The sequence below is a fragment of the Streptomyces sp. NPDC058576 genome, assembly GCF_042718715.1.
In the GTDB taxonomy this organism is placed as follows: domain Bacteria; phylum Actinomycetota; class Actinomycetes; order Streptomycetales; family Streptomycetaceae; genus Streptomyces.
In genome coordinates this window covers 63,865-85,091 of record NZ_JBHXPF010000035.1, presented here as the reverse complement: position 1 = coordinate 85,091, position 21,227 = coordinate 63,865, and the positions used below count along the sequence as shown (strand labels likewise).

Sequence of the window (21,227 nt, the reverse complement as noted above, 5' to 3'; positions counted from 1 at the left end):
GGTCCGCCCTCCCCCGCCCCCACCCCGGCTCCGACCGTTTATGACAGAGATGCGTGCCGGGGGTACGTGTTAGCGTCCCCGGACAACTCAAGGGTGCTGGGACGCGTCCTTGAAGAGGTACGGGGCCGGCGGAGGACGGGGAGAGCCGTAGTGACCACCGCGGAGCCGAAGCCCGGCCGCGAGGCGGACGAGACCACCGGTGCCGGGGGTGACGCCCTGCACGTGCGCGTGCCGTCGCCCCGAGCGCCGGAGTCTCCTGATTCCCCCGACTCCTTCGACGCCTTCTCCGACCCCCACGATTCCTCCGGGCCTCCCGAGGCCTCGGAACGCGCCGCGGTCCCGGACCCCGGCGCGGAAGCCACGGCGGGCTCCACCGCGGCCGAGACCCCGCACGACCGGGCCCACCGGCTGCTGCGACACCCCGTCACCATCGCGACGGCGGCCGCCGCCGTGCTCCATCTCCTCTGGTTCTTCTTCTTCGCCAACACCGGCGGCGACATCGCCGCGCAGGACGCCTGGGCCGAGTTCGTGGGTCGGCACCCCGGCACCGCGTACAACCTGGCCTGGTACGGGGGCATGCACCCCGTCTCGTACAGCGTGGTCTCGCCCTACCTGATGTCGCTGCTCGGCGTCCGGACGACGATGATGATCGTCGGCACGGTCTCCTCCGCGCTGACCGCACTGATCCTCGTGCGGGTCCCGGCCGTCCGCAATCCGCTGGCCTGCTCGCTGGCCGGGGTCTTCGCGTTCCTGTGCAACGCGCTGTCGGGCCGGGTGACGTTCGGGCTCGGCATGATGTTCGCCGTCGGCGCGGTGGCCGCGGTGTTCTGCTGGCCCTACCGGTGGCGGTACAAGCGCTGGGCCAAGGCGGCCGTCGCCGCCCCGCTCGCCGCGCTCGCGACCGCGTCCAGCCCGGTCGCCGGGCTCTTCCTGGGCGTCGTCGCGGCGGCGCTGTTCCTCCACAAACGACGCCCAGGCGCGTACGCGATCGGGCTCGCCCCGGTCGCCGTGGTGGGGCTGTCCGCCTGGCTGTTCCCGTTCTCCGGTACACAGCCGATGTCGCTCGGGACGCTGTCGCTGCCGTTCATCTTCTCGGTGTTCGTCTTCGTCCTCGTACCGCGCGACTGGAGCACGGTCCGCACCGCCGCCGCCGTCTACGGACTCGGCACGCTGCTCACGTACTTCGTCGACTCGCAGATCGGGTCGAACGTCACCCGCATGGCGATGCTGTTCGCCGGGGTGGCGCTGCTCGCCGCCCTCCCGTACGCCGTGCCGCGCAGCCGCCGCTGGTACGCCCTGGTCCTGGCCTTCGTGGGCCTCAACTTCTGGATCGGCTTCAAGGGCGTCGACGACATCGTCCGGACCGCGCCCGCCGCGTCCTGGAACCGCGAACTGGCCCCGCTGATCAACCAGCTCCAGCAGGTGGAGGCGGAGCGCGGTCGGGTCGAGGTGGTGCCCGCGAGCAGTCACCGCGAGTCATCGGCGCTCGCCCCGTACGTCAACCTGGCGCGCGGCTGGAACCGCCAGGCGGACATGAAGCGCAACCCGCTCTTCTACGACGACACGCTCGACCCGGTGAACTACCGCGAGTGGCTGGACCGCTGGGCTGTGCACTATGTGGTGCTGCCCAAGGACCGTCCGGACAACGGGGCGATCCAGGAGGCGGAGCTGGTCGAGCAGGGGCAGCCCTACCTGCGCCAGATCTGGGGCGACGCGAACTGGAAGCTCTTCCGGGTCCTGGATCCGGTGCCGCTGGCCGACCCGCCGGCCACGGTGGAGCGGGCGGGCGCGGACGAGCTGACGATCACCGTGAAGTCGGCGGGCCGGGTGCTGATCCGGATCCCGTACACGCGGTGGCTCGCCCTCGTCGACGAGAAGGGCAAGAGCGTGGAGCGCCCGCTGGAGACCGAGGAGTCCAAGGAGCGGTCGCGGCTGGACGACACGGCGCCGAAGACCTTCACCAATACCCACGGCTGCCTGAACCGGGTCGAGGAGGGCCCGTACGGCGACGAGTGGACCGAACTGCTCGCGCCGCGACCGGGCGTGTACCGGCTGGCGGCCCCGTACCAGTTCCAGCCGGGCACCCCCTGCCCCGAAGAACTGAGCTGACACGCCCTAGCCCCCGCCCGTCCCGTGTACGAGCCATCGGGTACGGGATCTCCCTCTGCGGGCGGCGCACTGGCAAGGTGTTCTGCCATGAAGGCCATGAGGTGCCAACACTGCGGCGGCGGGCGGCGGGGCCCGCTCCCCGGAATGGTCTGCCCCGGCTGCGGGGCGGGGGCGTCCCGCGCGGCCGGCGTGGACGGTTCCTGGGTCGTGCGCGAGACGCTGGCGGGCCGCCTCTCCACGCTGCCCCGCCGGCGCAGGGCCCTGCTCGCGGCGGGTGTCGTGGTGGCGGCCGGCGGCCTGGTCACCGTCGCCTCGCTGCTGGTCTCGGGCGGCGGGAGTGTGGGCGGCGGCAGCAGCCGCACGGACGCGGCGGGCCGGGCGGGGGCGGTGCCCGACCGGATCGGCGGCGCGGCCCCCACCAGGATCGCCCCGGGACCGGACGCGGGTACGGAGACGGATACGGGCACGGAAGCCCCGGGCCCCCCGGACGTTCCGGACCCGGCCGTGCCCTCATCGGGGCCCCCGGCGGACGGGGGCCGCTTCACCCAGTGGGCGGGCCCCGGCTGCGCGGCGGGAACGTACCGGGAGCGCGGCCGTTTCGAGAGCGGGGACGCCGGCTGGTACACGGTCGACTCCGGCGGCTTCGACGGCGGCGGGTGCGACGGCCGGTTCAGCGCGATCCCGATGTCGGGCAGCCCGACCGAGGACCGGGGCTCCACGGCCACCTGGTCGTGGCGGCTGGGCCGGGGCTTCAGCGAGTGCGCGCTGACCGTCTTCGTCCCCGACAGCGGCCGCCCCCGCGACGCCGCCGGGGACCCGACCGTCTACCGGGTGCTCTCCGACCCGGACGACGTGGACTCCGCCTACACGGGTTTCGCGGTGCTCCAGACGGAACACCGGGGGAGCGCGGTCCCGGTGCGCAGCTACCCGGTCAAGGGAGAGGTCTTCGCCGTCCAGCTCATCGACCGGGGCCGGGACTGGGGCGATGCGCGGCGGGTGGGCGCGCACCACGCGGCGGCGCAGATGAGAGCGTCCTGCCACTGAGGGGCGCCGGGGCTCTCACGGTACGCAGGCGTGATGGTCCGGCGAGAGGCGACGGGCCCCAGCCGTACGAACGCGCGACGTGCGGCGACAGCTCCGCGACCGGCCCGGCGGCGCGGAGGCCGTGTCCGGGGCCCGGTCCGGGACGCCCGGGTAACACCGGCTCACTCAGGCCGCGTTGTGCGATCCCGGGGCCGCCTGGTTCGATCACCGCATGATCATTGAACCGTCGCTCGTACGCGGCCTGGTCGCCGCCCAGTTCCCGCACTGGGCGGACCTGCCCGTGGAGGCGGTCGACGCGAGCGGGACCGTGAACGCGATCTACCGCCTGGGCAGGGACAAGGCCGTACGGCTGCCCCGTACCGAGGGCGGCGCGGCGGATGTGGCGACGGAACACCGCTGGCTGCCCGTGCTGGCGGCGCGGCTGCCCTTCCCCGTACCCCTCCCGCTCGCCCAGGGAGTTCCGGGCGAGGCGTTTCCCCGGAACTGGTCGGTCTGCACCTGGCTGGACGGCACGAACCCGCGACCGGGCGACGCCTCTTCGGCCTCCGACCTGCTCGCGGCGGACCTGGCGGAGTTCGTGCTGGCGCTGCGCCGGATCGACCCGGCGGACGCCCCGCCCGCCTACCGCAGCGAGTCCCTGGCCTCCCGCGACACGGCGACACGCGAGGCGCTCGTTGCCCTGGGCGGCGTTCTGGACCGGGAGAAGACCACCGCGGCCTGGAACGAGGCCTTGGCCGCCCCGCCCTTCACGGCCCGGCCCGTCTGGGTGCACGGGGACCTCCAGCCCGGCAATGTCCTGGTCGCGGAGGACCGCCTCACCGCGGTCATCGACTTCGGCTGCACGGGCCTGGCCGACCCCGCCGTCGACCTGATCGCGGCCTGGTACCTGCTGACGGCGGGGGCCAGGAGGACGTTCCGTACAGCGGTCGCGGCCGACGACGCCACCTGGACGCGGGGGCGGGGCTGGGCGCTGTCCATCGCCCTGCTGGAGCTCGCCCACTACCGGGAAGCGAACCCGGTGATGGCCCGGATCGCGGGGCACGTGATCGACGAGATCGTCACGTAGGGCCGGGAGCGCGGCCGGGGCGGGGGCGACAGCGCCCAGAACGGCTGACCCGCCCTTGAGGCCCGCCCCCGGTGAGGCGGGGCGGGCAGGTGGGGACGGAGGCACCTCCGTACGGTCCACCTCGTCGGGCGCCTAAGTGCTCGGGCCCTGCCGTGCTCGGGCCCGTGCGGCGAGATTCAGACCCCCGTCGAGTCCTTCACCCCTGACGGGGCCACGGCGGGCGCCGGCAGGGACATCCGCACGGGCGCGGCCTCCGGGCCGCCTTCGCTGAGCCCGAACCGGTCGTGGAACCTGCGCAGAGGGCCGGGCGCATACCAGGCCGAGCGGCCGAGCAGCCGCATCGCGGCGGGGACGAGCACGCCGCGCACGGCGACGGCATCGATGAGGATCGCCAGCCCGCTGCCCAGGCCGAACATCTGCATGAAGCTGATCTCGGCCGTACCGAAGGCGAAGAAGCTCACCGCGAGCAGAAGCGCGGCCGCGCTGACGATGCGCCCGGTCCGGCCGAGGCCGTTGGTCACGGCGGACTCGTTGTCCTCGCCCAGATCGTGGAGTTCCTTGATCCGGCTGGTGACGAACACCTCGTAGTCCATCGAGAGACCGAAGGCGATGCAGAACATCAGGACGGTCATCGACATCTCCATCGGCTGCGCGGTGAATCCGAGCAGGGAGGAGAAGGCGCCGTCCTGGAAGATCCAGGTCATCACGCCGAGGGTCGCCGCCAGGCTGACGATGTTGAGGACCAGGGCCCGCAGCGGCTGCACGACGCTGCCGGTGAAGAGGAAGAGAAGGACGAAGGTGGTGAGGGCGATCAGGGCCACGGCGAGGGGAAGCCGGTCGCCGATGGAGGTCTTGGAGTCGACCAGTTGGGCATCGGTCCCGCCCACCAGAGGGCTCACCCCGGTGGGCGCGTCGGCCGCCCGTACCTTCTTCACCAGGCTCTGGGCGGCGTCCGACTTCGGTTCCAGAGCGCTCACCACGGTGATCTGCTGGGCGTCGGACCGGCCGAGGGCGGGGTTGCCGGGGCCGGTCGCGGTGGTACCTCCCGCGGCATGACTTCCCGCGCTGGTCTCGACGCGTACGACGCCGTCGAGCGCGGACAGTCCGGCCGCGTACGACGCCAACGGGGCCTCGGCCACCGGCTTGTCGATGACGACGTGGAGGGCCGAGTCCGCGCTGCCGGCGAAGTTCTCCCGCAGCGCCGTGGCGACCTGACGGCTCTCCGCGTCCTCGGGCAGCACGCGCTCGTCCGGTGTGCCGAAGGTGATGCCGAGCAGCGGGCTCGCCGCCAGCAGCAGCACGGCGAGCGCGGGCAGGGCGGTGATCGCGGGCCGTCGCATGACGGTGCGGGCCAGCCGCCCCCACAGAGGCGCCCGGCCATCGACGCGCCGCCGCCCCGCCCACGGCAGCCGGCCACTGTTGACGCGGTGCCCCAGGACGACGAAGAGGGCCGGCATCACGAACAGGGTGCTGATGGCGGCGACGGCGACGACACCGACCCCGGCGAATCCGAACGACCGAAGGAAGTACTGGGGAAACACCAGGAGCGCGCCGAGGGCCGCCGCCACGGTCGCGGCGGAGAACGCGACCGTGCGGCCCGCCGTGCTCACCGTGCGCCGGACGGCGTCGTCCACGCTCGCGCCCGCCGAGAGCTGCTCCCGGAAGCGGCTGACCATCAACAGGGCGTAGTCGATGCCGAGTCCGAGGCCCAGGGCGGTGGTGAGGTTGGTCGCGGTGTTGGCCACATCGGTGACGCTGCCGAGGAGCGAGAGCTGGGCGAAGGAGCCGAGGATGGCGATGACGGCGATGGCCAGCGGCAGCAGGGCCGCGACCACACTGCCGAAGACGAACAGGAGCAGCACGAGGGTGAGAGGCAGGGCGATGGCCTCGGCCAGGACCAGATCGTCGACCACCTGCTTCGACAGATCGCTGCCCACGGCAGCGCCGCCTCCGGCCCGTACGGTGAGGGCACCCTCGTACGTACCGGTGTAGGCGTCGATGACCTGCTGGGCGTTCTCCTGCTGCTGTGTCTCGTCGCCGGTCACATGGGCGAGCACCAGGGCTTCCCGGCCGTCCTCGGAACGGAGGCCAGGACTGCCGGTGTCCCAGTACGAGACGACATTCGTCAGCCCCTTCTCCTCCTTGAGGTTGGCGACCAGGCTCTGCCCGCTCTGCCGTACTGCGGGTGCGTCGACGGCCCCGTCGGCGGCACGGACCAGCAGCACCAGGTTCGTCTCTCCCCCGAACTTCTCGTCGATGACCTCCGCGGCCCGGGAGGACGGGGAGGACGGGTCGTCGAAGCCCCCGCCGAGCAACTTGCCGAACGCGCCCGCGCCGACCGCGCCCATGAGCACGACGGCGACGGCGGCCACGACGAGTACCGACCGGGAACGGCGAATCGCCAGTTCGGCCAAGCGTTCAAACACGCCACATCTCCTTTGCGTCCAACGGTGAGAACGACGTGGGTCCGACCGGCCGGGTGCCGGTGCACAGAGGAGCCGGCGCAGTGCCCCGCGAAGCCCTTCTCCCCGGTGGGGAGGGGCGCGGTGTCGCACGCTTCGTCGCCGTGAACGACGTTAGTGAGGCAATGGATTGTTGAGCAGTGCGAGATTTACCTGACAGTGTCAACCTTTTCGCTCGGCAGCCGCTGGGTCTCCTCGGCACGACCGGGTCCGTCGTAGGCTCGGCCGCATGCCCGCAGACGAACACGCGCCGGCTCCGCCCTCCCTGCGACAGCGACGCCGGGCTGTCGCCACCCAGGAGATCGTGGACGCCGCGGAGCGCCACATCACCGAACACGGCCCCGCGGCACTGTCCTTGCGCGCGGTCGCCCGGAGCCTCGGCATGACCGTGCAGGCGCTTTACCACTACTTCCCGGACCGGGACGCCCTCGTCACGGTGCTCATAGCCAAGGCGTACGCAGACGTGGCCAACGCCGTCCGGGCCGCCGCCGAAACCGCCTCGCCGAACCCGGCCGTACCGCGCTTCGTGATCGCGGCCGAGGGTTACCGCAGGTGGGCCATCACCCACCCCGAACGGTTCCAACTCCTTTACGGAACACCGCTACGGAGCTATGAGGCCCCGGCCGACGGCCCGACCACCCGGGCGGTGCAGCAGATGAGCGCTGTCTTTCAGCGCGTGCTGTTCGACGGCTTCACGCCGGAACAACTGGCCGCGGCGGACACGCTCCCGCTCTCGCCCCCGTTCCGGGCCCACTTGGAACACCTGTCACCGAACGGACTGGCGGCCTTGCCGCCCCCGGCGACCGCGCTCCTTCTCAGCGGATGGGGCCACATGCACGGCCTCGTCGTTCTGGAGGTGTTCGGACACACCTCGTTCCTCGGCGACCACCAGGCCGAGGTCTTCCACATGGCGATGTGCGACCTGGTGACGGACATCCACCGTCGCATTCCGGCCGGACACGCGCACAGCCCCGGATGAGAGGTCCGGAGCCGATCGGAGCCCTTTCCGGGAACCAACGAAGAAGGCCAGGCCGTATTTGCCCTGGCCTGGCCCTTTTCGGGTTTCCTGCTGGTGACGCGCTGTGCCCCCGGCAGGATTCGAACCTGCGACACCCGCTTTAGGAGAGCGGTGCTCTATCCCCTGAGCTACGAAGGCTGGGATGCGACGGTGGCCCCGCCGTGCAGGCCGGGCTACCGCCGCCAGTGTAGCGGTTGGGTCGGCAGCGGCTCCGCGGGTTGGTGATCGCCACGCCCCGGCCCGGGCAGCCCGCGGTCGGTCCGGAGTTCGTTCTCCGGCACGGCCGTCAGGTCTTCAAGCGCCCCGGCGCCCAGGCGGCGTAGGGGAGGCGTAGGCGGCGCTGAGCCCCGACGGTCGGGGCCGGTTCAGTGTGACGAGCGTCACCGGAACCTGTCCGGGTGGGCGGGCGGACAGGTCAGGAGGTGGGCACTCGATGCGCGCGCGTACGCCGTCAAGCGACTCCCGGCCGCTTCGGCTCAGGGCGACCGGTCCGCACCGCCCGCTCCCACCCCCCTCCGCCGGGGCCTGACCCTCCCCGTGTCTCTCCGTGCCGTCCTCCCTGCCCGCTCCGGCGCGGGGAGACTGCGGCGGCGGGCACGGGCGGGCCCTGGCGGCTCCGGCCCGGCCCGCATAGCGTCTCGCGTAGCAGCCAGTTTCAGCGTCAGCGCGAGAGAGGCCGTCCGTGCCGCACACCCACCCGTCCCCGCCCCCGCACCCGGGCCCCGAAGACGCCGCGGCCCGGGCGGAACGCACCCGGCGTGCCGCACGCATCGAGGACTCCCTCACCGCGCCCGGCGCGCCCTTCGCCGTGGTCACCGGGGAGCGGGGGACGCCGGAGTACGCCGACGGGCCCCGTACGCTGCGGGAGTTCGTGGAAGCCACCTGGGCCTACGGGGACGCTCCGTTCCTGATCGCGGGGGAACGGACGTACTCCTACGGGGAGTTCTTCGCCGCCGCCTCCGCTCTCGCCGTACGCCTGCGGGAGCGCTACGGTCTGCGCTCCGGCGACCGGGCCGTGATCGCGATGCGGAACCATCCCGAGTGGCAGATCGCCTTCTGGGCCGCCCAGTTGGCCGGTCTCGTCGCCGTACCGCTCAACGCCTGGTGGACCGAGGGCGAGTTCGGCCACGCCCTCGACGACTGCGAGCCCGGCGTGCTCCTCGTGGACGGGGAGCGGCTGGGGCGGGTCGCCGGCTGGGCCCGGCGGACCGGGACAAGGCTCGTCCTCTTCCACGGCGCGGGGCGGACGGCGGAGGGCCTGCGCGTCGAGCGGTACGAGGAGTTCCCCGCGCCCGACCCGCTGGCCGCGCCGCCCGACGTGGAGCCCCGGCCCGAGGACGACGCCACGATCCTGTACACCTCCGGCACCACCGGCCGCCCCAAGGGCGCGGTGGCCACCCATCTCGCCCAGGCCGGGGCCGCCCTCAACCCCCGCTACCACGCGGCGGCCTCCGCGCTGGCGCGCGGCGTCATCCCGGGGCAGGGGCCCGCCCCCGTCTCCCTGATGACGTTTCCCTTCTTCCATGTCGCCGCGTTCACCGGCTTCTACGGGGCGATGGCGGCCGGCGGCACCCTCGTCCTGATGCACAAGTGGGACGCGGAGGAGGCGCTGCGGCTGATCCGTACGCACCGTGTCACGCACTTCGCCGGGGTCCCCGCCACCGGCCTCCACCTGCTGGAGGCCGCGGAGCGGACGGGGGACGGGCTGGAGAGCCTCACGCTGTTCAGCACCGGAGGCGCGCCCGCCCCGCCCGCCCTGGTCGCCCGCCTCACCGCCCGGTACGGGAAACGCGTCGAGCCCCGCAACGGCTACGGCCTCACCGAGACCAGCGGCGGCGTTCTCGCGCACTTCGGCGACGACTACCGCGCCGAGCCCGGCGGCGCGGGCCGCCCCACCCCGGTCACCGAGGTACGGATCGCCGGGCCGTCGGGTGAGGAACTGCCCGACGGGGAGCCGGGGGAGCTGTGGCTGCGCGGCCAGTCCCTGTTCCGCGGCTACTGGCGCGACGCGGCGGCGACCGAGGAGGCCTTCGGCGAGGGCGGCTGGTTCCGTACGGGGGATCTCGCCGTACGCCGCGAGGGGCGGGTCTCCGTCTGCGACCGGATCAAGGACGTGGTGATCCGGGGCGGCGAGAACGTGTACTGCGTCGAGGTCGAGGGAGTCCTGCACGATCACCCGGACGTGGCCGACGCCGCCGTCCTCGGCATCCCGCACCCGGTGCTGGGGGAGGAGGTGGCAGCCGTCGTCAGGCTGCGCGCCGGAGCTTCAGCCGGAGCCGGAGCCGGAGCCGGCGGTGGGGCCGGGGCCGGGGTCACCGCCGAGGCTCTGCGCGAACACGTCGCTGGGAAGCTCGCCGCGTTCAAGGTGCCCGCCCGGGTGCTGTTCACCGACGAGCCGCTCCCGCGCAACGCCACCGGGAAGCTCCTCAAGGACGAGATCCGGGCCTTCGCGGAGGCGTCCGCACCTCCCGCGGGGCGCGTGACCGGCACCCGCCGCGGCAGCCTCGGGGGCGCGTGACCCGGAGCCGTCCCGGCGGTCTCACAGGCGCGTGACCCGGAGCCGTCCCGGCGGTCTCACGGGCGCGTGACCCGTACGCGGTAGTTGCCGTCGCCGTCCTCGTCCAGCACGGATATCCGTACGCCGTTGGCCCGGTCGGTGAAGGTCTGGCCGGGGCGGAACGGGGCGTCGGACAGTTCCGCGTGCACGTTGGGGCGCCGGGTGCAGCCGCCGCTGTCCTCGGTGGCGTCGGCGACGGACACCGGCCCCTGGCCGGTGTCCACGTCGGAGCTGACCTTGTAGATCAGCACCCCGGGGCGGCAGACCGCCTCGTCGTTGCCGGCCGCCGTGCGGACCTCCACGGCGTAGCCGGACTGGGCGCTCAGCGGGACGAAGGCGAGCTTGGTGCCGCCCTCGGTGGCCAGCGGGCCGAGCGTGTGCTCGCTGACGCCGGCCTGCGACGCGCAGCTGATCTGCTCGTTGTCGAGCCAGCCGAGCTTCCACTTGTGCCAGGCCAGGAAGTCGTTGTTGGCGCCCCAGTCCTCGGACATGATGTCCCAGTGTCCGACCGAGCCGCCGCCCTCCATCGTGTAGAGGTCGGGCAGCCCGAAGACATGGCCGTTCTCGTGCGGCAGGACGCGGTAGCCGGTCTCGGCGTACGAGCCCGATCCGTCGTCCTGGCGGCTGTAGACGAAGGACGTGTTGGCGAGCGGGACACCGTCCGCCGTCGGTGCCTCGTCGTTGCCGGAGAAGGTCACCGAGAGCACGGTGTCCAGCGCGGAGGGGCCGGCGTTCGGGCTGACCAGCACGTTCACCAGGTCGTACGCGGAGAAGTCGACCCGGGGGTCGGCGGCCGCGACGATGTCCTTCACCAGTTGGCGGTAGCCCGGTTCGAACGGTGAGCCGCGCTCTATCCCGTACTCCGTGAACGGCATCGGCATCCGCAGCCAGTCCTTGAGGGGGGCCTCGGGCCGGTAGACGAGCCGGCCGTAGGAGCTGGTCCTGAACCACTCGGAGGTCTGCGGGAAGAACTCCGCGTACCGGTCCGTCGCGGGTTCCGTTCCCTCCGCGTCCGGGAAGTCGATCATCAGGTTGAGCGCCCTGATCTCGCCGGTCGACCGGGAGTAGCCGGGCGGCGTCGGCAGCCCCTCGGACATCTGTACGCCCATGGTGGCGGAGATCCGGCACGGGGCGAGCGCGGAGTCCTGGGCGGTGGCCGCCGGTCCGGCCGAGGCGCGGCCGGCGGTCGGCAGGGTGGTGCTGGCCGAGGCCACGGCCGCTATGACCAGCGCGGTCGCTCCGGCCAGGGCGACCGGGCGGCGGTGTCTGCGTATCCGGTGGCGGGGCTGCTGCATAGAGGCGCCTTCGGGGTCCGCGGCAGTCGGCCGACCCCTGACTGCGCTCTGGCGATCAGCCTGTGTCGGGTGGTCCGGGCCCGCTCGCTGGGTGCGCCGATCGGAGGGTTTTCCTCCGGATGGGATGTGACTCAGGTCACAAAGGGTCGGGAAATAAGCGGGGATCCTTTCCCCGTTTGCATACGTGTCCCCGCTAAACGGGGAAGGGGTCCCCGTTTACTGATGGGGATCGACCGGCTACACAGAGGGAAGGGTGGGAGAGCCGCCGTGAAGACCGTCGCCGGCAACGCCGGGAACGGCGTCGCCGAGAGCGCGGTGAAGCCCGCAGTCGGGAGCACCGCCGAGACCGACGCACCGGCAGCACCGTGCCGCGCGGCCCGCCCGCGGGCCGACGCGCTGCGCAACCGGGAGCGGATCATCGCGGCAGCCCGCGAGCTGTTCGTCGAGTTCGGCCCGGACGTCGCGCTGGACGACGTCGCCCGCCGAGCGGGCGTCGGCAACGCCACGCTCTACCGCAACTTCCCCGACCGCGCCGCCCTCACCCACGAGGTCGTCCTCGCGGTCACCTCCCGCACCACCCTGAGGGCCGAGGAGGCCGTCGCCGCGGAGTCAGACCCGTTCGCCGCGCTCAGCCGTTTCGTGCACACGGCCGCCGACGAACGGATCGGCGCCCTGTGCCCGATGCTCTCCGGGGTCTTCGACAAGGACCATCCCGACCTGCTCGCCGAGCGCCGACGCCTCGAAGAGGCCGTCGAAGGCCTCGTCGCGCGCGCCCAGTCCGCGGGGCGGCTGCGCACCGACATCGCCGTCGGTGACGTACTCGTCGCCCTCTCCCAGCTCACCCGGCCGCTCCCCGGCATCGCCTGCCAAGGCATCGACCGGTTCACCCACCGCCATCTGCAGTTGTTCCTGGACGGCCTGGAGACCCCGGCCCGCTCCGAACTGCCCGGCTCGGCGGCGACCCTGGAGGATCTGCGGCGCCCCTGACGCCCGCACCGCGCTGAAACTTCCGGGCGGCACATCACCGCCCCCGTACACGTAGTCGTCTCCGTCCGTCACGTTCCACTTCACCCGTCGCGCGTACACCCATACGTACCGCCGACGCCCATTTCGCGACGCCTCGGCGCCCTTTCACGTCCTTAGGTGGCCACACCCATGTCCAAAACGTCCGGCATGCCACGCCTGGCTGACACCGCCCTTCCCGATCCGAGTCGCTGGAAGGCCCTCGCCTTCATCGCGCTCGCCCAGCTGATGGTCGTCCTCGACGCGACCATCGTGAACATCGCGCTGCCCTCCGCCCAGACCGACCTCGGCATATCCGACGGCAACAAGCAGTGGGTCATCACCGCCTACGCCCTCGCCTTCGGTGGCCTCCTCCTCTTCGGTGGCCGGATCGCCGACCTCTGGGGACGCAAGCGCACCTTCGTCGTCGGTCTGATCGGCTTCGCGCTGGCCTCCGCGCTCGGCGGGGCCGCCCAGAACGAGGCGATGATGTTCGGCTCCCGGGCCCTCCAGGGTGTCTTCGGCGCCCTGCTCGCCCCGGCCGCCCTGTCCCTGCTCGCCGTGATGTTCACCGACGCCAAGGAGCGCGCCAAGGCCTTCGGCATCTACGGGGCCATCGCCGGTGGCGGTGGCGCGGTCGGGCTGATCCTCGGCGGTTTCCTCACCGAGTACCTGAACTGGCGCTGGACGTTCTTCGTCAACATTCCGTTCGCCATCGTCGCCGCCGCGGGCGCCTACTTCGTGATCCGCGAGCCCTCCGGCACCCGCAACCGCGCGCCGCTGGACATCCCCGGCGTCGTGCTCTCCACGCTCGGCCTGGTCGCCCTGGTGTACGGCTTCACCCGCGCCGAGTCGGCCGGCTGGTCGGACGTGCTGACCGTCTCCATGTTCGTCGCCGCCGCCGTGCTGCTGCTGGCCTTCGTCGTGACCGAGGCGCGCGTGAAGTCGCCGCTGCTGCCGCTGCGCGTCCTCACCGAGCGCAACCGGGGCGGGGTCTACCTCTCCCTGGGTCTCGCCATCATCGCGATGTTCGGGCTGTTCCTCTTCCTGACCTACTACCTCCAGGTCGTGAAGGGCTACTCCCCGGTCAAGACCGGCTTCGCGTTCATGCCCATGATCGTGGGCATGATCACCGGCTCCACCCAGATCGGCACCCGGCTGATGACCCGGGTCCCGCCGCGTCTGCTGATGGGCCCCGGATTCCTGGTCGCCGCGGTCGGCATGCTGCTCCTGACCCAGCTGGACCTGAACACCAGTTACGCGGCCGTCATCCTGCCCGGCATGCTGCTGCTCGGCCTCGGCATGGGTACGGCGTTCATGCCGGCGATGTCCCTGGCCACGCACGGCATCGAGCCGCGTGACGCGGGAGTGGCCTCCGCGATGGTCAACACCTCGCAGCAGGTCGGCGGCGCCATCGGCACCGCCCTGCTGAACACCATCGCCGCGAGCGCCACCACCGCGTACGTCGCCGATCACGCGGCCCGCGCCACGGACCCGCAGCTCCTGGAGCTCCAGGCCATGGTCAGCGGTTTCGCCGCCGCCATCTGGTGGGCGGTCGGCATCCTCGTCGCCGCGGCCGCCATCGCGATCGCCCTCATCAACACCGGCCGTCCCGGAACGGGATCGGGCGGCACGGAGGGCGCGTCCGACGCGGGCGCCGAGGAGGAGTTCAGGATCCCGGTCGTCGCCCACTGACGGAGGCCCGCGCCTTCGTAGCCGCTGCCCCGGGGGTCCAGGCTCTCCTGCCCCGGGGTTCTCGGCGCTCCGCCTGGTTCCGCTCGGCGACCGACCTGCCCTGGTCCCGCTCGGCGATCGATCTGCCCCGGTCTTCCTCGGCGATCGCGTCGCTCAGCGGAGCCAGGGCAGATCCGCGCCCGTGCCCTCCGGTTCCAGTCCGGTGGCGAGCACCCGCATGATCTCCCCGAGGCTGCTCACCTGCTCGGGCGTGAGCCGGTCGAACATCGCCTGCCGTACGGCCTCGACGTGGCCCGGCGCCGAGCGGCGGAGCATCGCGTAACCGTCGTCGGTGAGCACCGCGTTCTGGCCGCGCTTGTCGGAGGGGCAGTCCTCGCGGCGCACCCAGCCGTTCTTCTCCAGCCGGGCGATGGCGTGCGAGAGCCGGGAACGGGTGATCTTCGCGTTCCGGGCCAGCTCCGTCATCCGCATCCGGCGGCGGGGGGCCTGCGAGAGCTGGACGAGCAGCCCGTAGTAGATGTGCGGCATACCGGCATCGCGCTGCAACTGGCGGTCGAAGTGATCCTCCAGCAGCGTGGTGGCATGCAGATAGGCGCGCCAGACGCGCTGCTCCTCGTCGGTGAGCCAACGCGGTGCGCTGGTGGATGCCGTGGTCATGGACTCCACTGTACGACCTTTTCTTGAAAGTTTAACTAGATAGGGCTAAGGTCTCCAGGGGTAGGAGCTTGAAGTTTCAATAAACCTGCCCCAGGAGTCCCCGCAGGGGATCCGCAGGAATTCCCGCAGAGTTCCGCAGGACCCCTGAACAACGATCCCCCGGATGACCTCGGGGAACTCCTGCTCTGACGAACTCGTGACCGGATCCGGTGTCCTGTGCGCCCAGCGCGGCGCCCGTCGCCCCGGGGTCCGCGTCCCAGTGGATGGGGAGTGCCATGACAGCCACCGCGGAGCGCATGCCCGCCCTCTACCTCTCGCACGGCGCGCCGCCGCTGGCCGACGATCCCGTCTGGCCCGGTGAACTCGCCGCCTGGTCCGCGGGCCTGCCCCGCCCCCGCGCGATCCTCATGGTCTCCGCCCACTGGGAGGAGGCCCCGCTCGCCCTGGGGGCCACCGGGACCGTGCCGCTCGTGTACGACTTCTGGGGCTTCCCCGAGCACTACTACGCGGTGCGGTACGGGGCCCCCGGCGCGCCGCAGCTCGCCGACAGCGTTCGCAAGCTGCTGCGCGGCGCCGGTACGCCGGTCCAGGACATCCCGGACCGGGGCCTGGACCACGGGGCGTACGTACCGCTGGTGGAGATGTTCCCGGACGCCGACATCCCCGTACTGCAGATCTCCCTGCCGACCCTCGACCCGCAGAAGCTGATGGACGTCGGGCGCAAGCTCGCCCCCCTGCGCGACGAGGGCGTGCTCATCGTCGGCAGCGGCTTCTTCACCCACAACCTGGCCGCTCTGCGCCATCAGGGCGGCGGTGTTCCCGGCTGGTCGGCGGAGTTCGACGACTGGGGCGACCGTGCGCTGCGGGCCCAGGACATCGACGCGCTGATCGACTTCGAGCACACGTCCCCGGCCGGAAGGCTGGCCCACCCGCGCACCGAGCACTTCGCGCCGCTGTTCGTGACGCTGGGCGCCGCCGAGGACGAGCTCGACCGGGGGCGGAGCGTCATCGACGGCTTCTGGATGGGGCTGGCGAAGCGCTCGGTGCAGTTCGGCTGAGGGGCCCGGTACGTCCGGCGGGTACTGGCGCGGCCCTGAGGGCTTCGGTCCGGCGCGTAGCGGGCGCCCTGAACAACCCTGAGCAACCCGAACGCCCCCCAGGCCGTCTTCCGGAGCGGGAGCACGGCTCATAGGCGCACGGATTCCGGGTACTGGGCCGGAGAGCCGGAAAAGGGGCCGGATCGCCCCCAACACCGGCTCTGACCTGCGCGTCCGGCGGAATCCGGAAGCTGCGCCCGGCGGCCCGAGCCGGACAGGGTACTGCATGATCACGAAAGTGAATGTGCCGCATGGGAATTCTGTCCGGATTCCAGTCGTTGTTTCCATCGGATGCAGGGCACCCGAAAGGGTGTCGCGACCTACTCAGCAAGGGAGCACGCATGGCAACCCGTGCCGTCGCCCGTCGTACGTCCGCCGCCTCCGGTGGGACCGACCGGGCACGCAGTGTTCGCGCCGTGGGCGGGGAAATCGCCGATCGCGACCTGGTCGGCATGTACCTGGACGAGATCGCCCGCACACCGCTGCTCGACGCCGCCAAGGAAGTCGACCTCTCCCAGACCATCGAGGCGGGCGTCTACGCCCAGCAGATCCTCGACGGCGAGGTGGAGAGCGCCGTCGGTGACGCGAAGCGTGAGGAGCTGGAGGCGCTGGTCGCCGAGGGCGAGCGCGCCAAGGACATATTCATCCGCTCCAACCTCCGGCTCGTCGTCGCCGTGGCCCGCCGCTACCCGCGCGCGGGGCTCCCTCTGCTCGACCTGATCCAGGAGGGCAACGCGGGCCTGGTGCGCGCGGTCGAGAAGTTCGACTACGCCAAGGGCTTCAAGTTCTCCACCTACGCGACCTGGTGGATCCGGCAGGCCATCACCCGGTCCATCGCGGACCAGTCCCGCACGATCCGGCTCCCCGTCCACCTGGTGGAGGAGCTCGGCCGGATCCGCCGGGTGCAGCGCGAGTTCAACCGCGAGCACGGGCGCGACCCGGAGCACGCGGAGATCGCCGCCGAGCTCGACTCCAACGCCGAGCGCGTCGGCAACGTCCTGGACTGGGCCCGCGACCCGGTCAGCCTCAACATGTCCGTGGACGACGACGGCGACACCCAGTTCGGCGACCTGCTGGAGGACACCTCCGCCGTCTCGCCCGAGCAGTCGGTGATGACCCTGCTCCGCAGCGAGGAGCTGGAGGACCTGATCGGCAAGCTCGACAACAGGACCGCCTCGATCATCAAGATGCGGTACGGCATCGAGGACGGGCGCGAGCGGACCCTGACCGAAGTGGGCAAGCAGCACGGCCTCACGCGGGAGCGGATCCGCCAGATAGAGAAGCACGCCCTGCTCGAATTGAAGCGAATGGCTCACGACACGGGCTTTGACGCTGCGGCGTGAGCCAATAACCCGTAATCTCCCCATCAAGCCGGTTCGCACCGGCTGACCGACCGGGTCATTCCGGTCACCCGACCGGTTTTTCACCGGTCCACGAGCTGAGCCCCGGCGCCCACCCCCCCCGGCGTCGGGGCTCATCCCTGTTCAGGGGCACCGGTGAACGGGTCCCTTCCGGCCGGCCGCTCGCCTCCGCCGGGGCGAGGTCCGGCGGCCCGGGTCAGCCGGGCGCCGAGGCCTTCCAGATACGCCACCAGCTGCGGCGGCCCGTGCACGGAGAACTCGCAGTCCACCAATGCCAGCCGCAGTGCCACCCACTCCAGCGAATCGGTGCACGAGGTCCGCAGTCGGCAGCCCCCCTCCCCGTCCGGTACGGGCGCGCCGAGGATCCCGGGCAGCCGCGCCGCGACGAACTCCGCCGGCGCCCCGAACCACACATCGAGGCGCAGCTCCGGCTGCATCCGCCGTATCGACCGCGCCAGAAACCTCGCCGCGTCCCCGCCACCGCTCCCCGGGTCACGCCCCGCGCCCTCGCCGCCGGTGTCCGCGCCCCCGGCCGGCAGTGGCCTCGGCGCGAACCGGGCCCCCGTCGCGTACGGCTCGCCGACCCGGTCCACCCGGAACGTACGCCAGTCCTCCCGGCCGATGTCGTACGCCACCAGGTACCAGCGCTGCCCGGTGCTCACCAGCCGGTACGGCTCGACCTGGCGCTTCGTCCGGGTGCCGTCGCCGCTGCGGTACGTGAACCTCAGCCGCTCCCGCCCGGTGGCCGCCGAAGCCAGCGTCGTCAGGGTCCGCGGGTCGATCGTGGCGCCGTCGCCCCGGGTCAGCGGCACCGTGGCGTTCTGGAGCACGGACACCCGGTGCCGCAGCCGCGAGGGGAGCACCTGTTCCAGCTTCGCCAGCGCCCGTACGGAGGCCTCGTCGACGCCCTCGATCGCGTGCCCCGCCCCGGCCCGCAGTCCCACCGCGATGGCCACCGCCTCCTCGTCGTCCAGCAGGAGCGGCGGCATGGCGGCGCCCGCCACCAGCCGATAGCCGCCCACCGAGCCGCGCGAGGCCTCGACCGGATAGCCCAGGTCGCGCAGCCGCTCGACATCCCGGCGGATCGTGCGCGGGCTGACGTCGAGCCGCTCGGCCAGCTCGCCGCCCGGCCACTCGCGCGGCGTCTGGAGGAGCGAGAGCAGTTTCAGCAGTCGTGCGGGGGTGTCGGACATGGCTTCAGGATGCCGGGCCATCAGGTCACGATCTGGCCTAATGCCCGCATAGGTTCCTCGCATGCCTTCTTCCGCACCGCCGCCGCCCGCGGCATCGCACCTCGCACCGCTCACGACCCCCGCACCGGTGAAGACGCCGGTCGCACCCGTTCCCGACCCGGCCGACCGGCGTCGCTGGTTCGCGCTCGCCATTGTGATGACCGCGGCCTTCATGGACCTGGTCGACGTCACGATCGTCAACATCGCGATCCCCAGCATCACCCGCGAGACCGGGGCCTCCGTCTCCGCGATCCAGTGGATCACCGCCGGTTACGCCCTCGCGTTCGCGGCCGGGCTGATCACGGGCGGCCGGCTCGGCGACATCTACGGGCGCAAGCGGCTCTTCCTCATCGGCATCGGCGGGTTCACGCTCGCATCGGCCCTGTGCGGCTTCGCGCCCAACCCGGAGATACTGGTCGCCGCCCGCATCCTCCAGGGCGCGACGGCGGCCCTGATGGTGCCCCAGGTCCTCTCGATCGTGCACGCCACCTTCCCGGCCCACGAGCGCGGCAAGGTCTTCGGCCTCTTCGGCGCGGTCGTCGGGCTCGGCGCGGTCTCCGGGCCGCTGCTGGGCGCCCTGCTCACCGAGTGGGACCTCTTCGGGCTCGGCTGGCGGCCGATCTTCCTGATCAACCTGCCCGTCGGCATCGCCGGACTGATCCTCGGCGCGAAGTTCATCACCGAGTCCAAGGCCCCCAAGGCGGTCCGACTCGACCTGCCCGGCGTCGGCCTGATCACCCTCGCCATGCTGATGCTCATCTACCCGCTCACCCGGGGACACGAGCTGGACTGGCCGCTCTGGGGCCATCTGTCCATGGTGGGCAGCCTGTTCGTCTTCGCGGCACTGGTCTCGTACCAGCGGCGGAAGGCGCTGACCGACGGCTCGCCGCTGATCGAACTGACCCTGTTCCGGATCAAGAGCTTCGCCGCCGGCATCGCCGTGCAGCTGACCTTCGGCGTCGGCCTCGGCATCTTCTTCCTGGTCTGGACCCTCTACATGCAGATGGGCCTCGGCTGGAGCGTGCTGCGCGCCGGCACGACGGGCATCCCGTTCTCCGTCGCTGTCTCGCTGGCCGCCGGGATCTCCGTACAGAAGCTCGTGCCCCGCTTCGGCCGCAAGGTCCTCCAGGCCGGTGCGCTCCTCATGATCGCCGGACTGCTCATCTACCTCTGGGAGAGCGAGCAGTACGGCATGGGCATCACCTCCTGGCAGATGGCCGTCCCGCTGGTGGTCATGGGCGCCGGGATGGGGCTGATCGTGGCTCCGCTGACCGATACGGTGCTCTCCGAAGTGCCCCAGGAGCACGCCGGTTCGGCGTCCGGCCTGATCAACACCGTGCAGCAGATGGGGACGGCGCTCGGCCTCGGCCTGGTGTCCGTCGTCTTCTTCGGGGCGATCGGTGACCGGCTGGCTCCCGAGGCGGTCGGCCCGGCGTTCGTGGACGCGTTCCAGCAGTCGCTGTGGTGGGTGGCCGGGGTGCTCGCGGTGATCTTCCTGGTGATGTTCGCGCTGCCCGCCCGGCCGCGCGCCCATGTGGAGGGCGCGGCGAACGCGGACGGCGCCGCCCACGCGGAGGGCGACGCGAACTGACCCGCGTGGCGGGGGACCGGCCTCCGGGGCGGCAGCCGGACCTGACCCCGCTGTGACCGGCCCCCGCGGTTCGCCGCCCGGGCCGGTCACCGCGGTTCGGGTCAGCAGATCCGGGTGCGGCTCTCCATCGCGGCGCGGGCGGTGTGCTCGTCCTCGTACACCTCGCACATGTGGCGGCCGTCGGGCGTCGCCGTGTGCTCGACCTCCCACAGGCTCGTCTCGCTGCCGTCCAGCAGCAGGAACGCGTGCTCGTAGAGCGTGAACCCGGCGGGCCGGCCGTCGACGCGGCACTGACGCCCGAAAATCTGGGTGATGTGGTGGGCGAAGGCGGACCGGAGCAGCCGCGACTTCCGCTCGCCCGGCCGGTCGGCGTTCTCCGCGCGGCGCAGCACCCGGCGGGCGTGGTCCGCGGAGTTGTCGGGGGCGTACGTCCGGGGGAGCGGGGCCGGCGGGGCGGACATCAGGACCGTCAGCATCTCCAGCTCGCCCTGCGTCTCCTGCATCCCGTCGCCGAAGGCCGGGGAGTCGCAGAGGCTCCCGGCGAGCCGGGACGCGGCGATGCGGGCGTCGCCCTCCTCGTCGTACAGCTCGTGCCGACGCGGGGCCCGCACGTCCCGGCCTCCGCTGTGCACCAGCTCCCACAGGGTGAGGGCGGAGCCGTCGGCGAGCAGATACGTGTGACGGTAGGTCTCGCGGTGCAGCACGGAGCTGTGGTGCGACGAGTGCAGCGAACTGCTGTGGGCGAGCGCGGTGCCGAGGCGGTCGACCGTGCTGTCGGGAAGGTCGAAGGAGTTCAGGGCGCGTCGCAGGAGTCGGTCGAGGTGGTGCTCGGTTGTCTCGTACGGATCGCTCAAGGTGGTGTCTCCAGGCCGTCGCCGCGCGTTACTCGATGCGTGCTTAACGTAGTCCCTGGGTCCGACATCGTGACCGGGGTTGGTAAAAACGTAGGGCGCACGCAGAAAGTTCCCCGCCTGTTCCCAGCGCATTTCGGGCGGTTGGGGTGAACTCCCTTACGCGGACGACGAGTCGGCCGTCCGCGCG

General features: G+C 72.0%; 15 protein-coding genes and 1 tRNA gene. 10 read left to right on the top strand and 6 right to left on the bottom strand.

Translation table 11 applies throughout. The annotated features are described in order from the left end of the window. The first annotated feature begins 150 nt into the window (after positions 1-150). The 3 genes from ACFWRV_RS23495 (at position 151) to ACFWRV_RS23485 (ending at position 4,219) form a co-directional block, all read left to right on the top strand. Positions 151-2,109: an MFS transporter gene (locus ACFWRV_RS23495; protein ID WP_384337588.1), complete on the top strand. Its 1,959-nt coding sequence runs from the start codon at positions 151-153 to the stop codon at positions 2,107-2,109. Between the two features lie 144 nt (positions 2,110-2,253). Then, positions 2,254-3,153 carry an adhesin gene (locus tag ACFWRV_RS23490; RefSeq protein ID WP_384337603.1) on the top strand — a complete coding sequence of 300 codons (900 nt, stop codon included), beginning with the start codon at positions 2,254-2,256 and terminating at the stop codon, positions 3,151-3,153. 211 nt (positions 3,154-3,364) lie between these two features. Next, positions 3,365-4,219, top strand: coding sequence for an aminoglycoside phosphotransferase family protein (locus ACFWRV_RS23485; protein ID WP_384337586.1), 855 nt, complete (start codon positions 3,365-3,367; stop codon positions 4,217-4,219). A gap of 176 nt (positions 4,220-4,395) precedes the next feature. On the opposite strand, the gene ACFWRV_RS23480 is transcribed toward ACFWRV_RS23485, so the two are convergent. After that, positions 4,396-6,645, bottom strand: coding sequence for an MMPL family transporter (locus ACFWRV_RS23480; protein WP_384337584.1), 2,250 nt, complete (start codon positions 6,643-6,645; stop codon positions 4,396-4,398). Positions 6,646-6,910: 265 nt separating this feature from the next. On the opposite strand from ACFWRV_RS23480, the gene ACFWRV_RS23475 reads away from it, so the two are divergent. Further along, on the top strand, positions 6,911-7,660 hold the full coding sequence (locus ACFWRV_RS23475) for a TetR/AcrR family transcriptional regulator (RefSeq protein WP_384337582.1): 750 nt from the start codon (positions 6,911-6,913) through the stop codon (positions 7,658-7,660). A 104-nt stretch (positions 7,661-7,764) separates the two neighbouring features. Here the strand turns inward: ACFWRV_RS23475 and ACFWRV_RS23470 are convergent. Next, positions 7,765-7,837: transfer RNA gene (locus tag ACFWRV_RS23470), tRNA-Arg, on the bottom strand. 544 nt (positions 7,838-8,381) lie between these two features. On the opposite strand from ACFWRV_RS23470, the gene ACFWRV_RS23465 reads away from it, so the two are divergent. Then, positions 8,382-10,217 (top strand): class I adenylate-forming enzyme family protein, encoded by a 1,836-nt coding sequence (locus ACFWRV_RS23465; RefSeq protein WP_384337580.1) that lies wholly within the window; start codon positions 8,382-8,384, stop codon positions 10,215-10,217. A gap of 56 nt (positions 10,218-10,273) precedes the next feature. Here the strand turns inward: ACFWRV_RS23465 and ACFWRV_RS23460 are convergent, their stop codons facing one another. Further along, positions 10,274-11,551, bottom strand: a complete 1,278-nt coding sequence (locus ACFWRV_RS23460) for a M6 family metalloprotease domain-containing protein (RefSeq protein WP_384337578.1) — start codon at positions 11,549-11,551, stop codon at positions 10,274-10,276. A 267-nt stretch (positions 11,552-11,818) separates the two neighbouring features. On the opposite strand from ACFWRV_RS23460, the gene ACFWRV_RS23455 reads away from it, so the two are divergent. Together ACFWRV_RS23455 and ACFWRV_RS23450 are read left to right on the top strand one after the other, a co-directional pair. Then, complete coding sequence (locus ACFWRV_RS23455) at positions 11,819-12,538, top strand: TetR/AcrR family transcriptional regulator (RefSeq protein WP_384337576.1); 720 nt, start codon at positions 11,819-11,821, stop codon at positions 12,536-12,538. Positions 12,539-12,724: 186 nt separating this feature from the next. Beyond that, positions 12,725-14,248, top strand: a complete 1,524-nt coding sequence (locus ACFWRV_RS23450; RefSeq protein WP_384337574.1) for an MFS transporter — start codon at positions 12,725-12,727, stop codon at positions 14,246-14,248. A 153-nt stretch (positions 14,249-14,401) separates the two neighbouring features. On the opposite strand, the gene ACFWRV_RS23445 is transcribed toward ACFWRV_RS23450, so the two are convergent. Next, on the bottom strand, positions 14,402-14,914 hold the full coding sequence (locus ACFWRV_RS23445; protein WP_384337572.1) for a MarR family winged helix-turn-helix transcriptional regulator: 513 nt from the start codon (positions 14,912-14,914) through the stop codon (positions 14,402-14,404). Positions 14,915-15,180: 266 nt separating this feature from the next. Here ACFWRV_RS23445 and ACFWRV_RS23440 point away from each other — a divergent pair, with 266 nt between their 5' ends. After that, positions 15,181-15,963, top strand: coding sequence for a dioxygenase (locus ACFWRV_RS23440; protein WP_384337570.1), 783 nt, complete (start codon positions 15,181-15,183; stop codon positions 15,961-15,963). 380 nt (positions 15,964-16,343) lie between these two features. Next, entirely contained in the window at positions 16,344-17,345 is a 1,002-nt protein-coding gene (locus tag ACFWRV_RS23435) for a sigma-70 family RNA polymerase sigma factor (RefSeq protein WP_384337568.1), read from the top strand. A gap of 131 nt (positions 17,346-17,476) precedes the next feature. Here the strand turns inward: ACFWRV_RS23435 and ACFWRV_RS23430 are convergent, their stop codons facing one another. Then, positions 17,477-18,556 carry a helix-turn-helix transcriptional regulator gene (locus ACFWRV_RS23430; protein ID WP_384337566.1) on the bottom strand — a complete coding sequence of 360 codons (1,080 nt, stop codon included), beginning with the start codon at positions 18,554-18,556 and terminating at the stop codon, positions 17,477-17,479. Between the two features lie 61 nt (positions 18,557-18,617). On the opposite strand from ACFWRV_RS23430, the gene ACFWRV_RS23425 reads away from it, so the two are divergent. After that, positions 18,618-20,186 (top strand): MFS transporter, encoded by a 1,569-nt coding sequence (locus ACFWRV_RS23425; protein WP_384337564.1) that lies wholly within the window; start codon positions 18,618-18,620, stop codon positions 20,184-20,186. Between the two features lie 101 nt (positions 20,187-20,287). On the opposite strand, the gene ACFWRV_RS23420 is transcribed toward ACFWRV_RS23425, so the two are convergent. Continuing rightward, on the bottom strand, positions 20,288-21,040 hold the full coding sequence (locus ACFWRV_RS23420) for a DUF6227 family protein (protein WP_384337562.1): 753 nt from the start codon (positions 21,038-21,040) through the stop codon (positions 20,288-20,290). Positions 21,041-21,227: the final 187 nt, after the last annotated feature.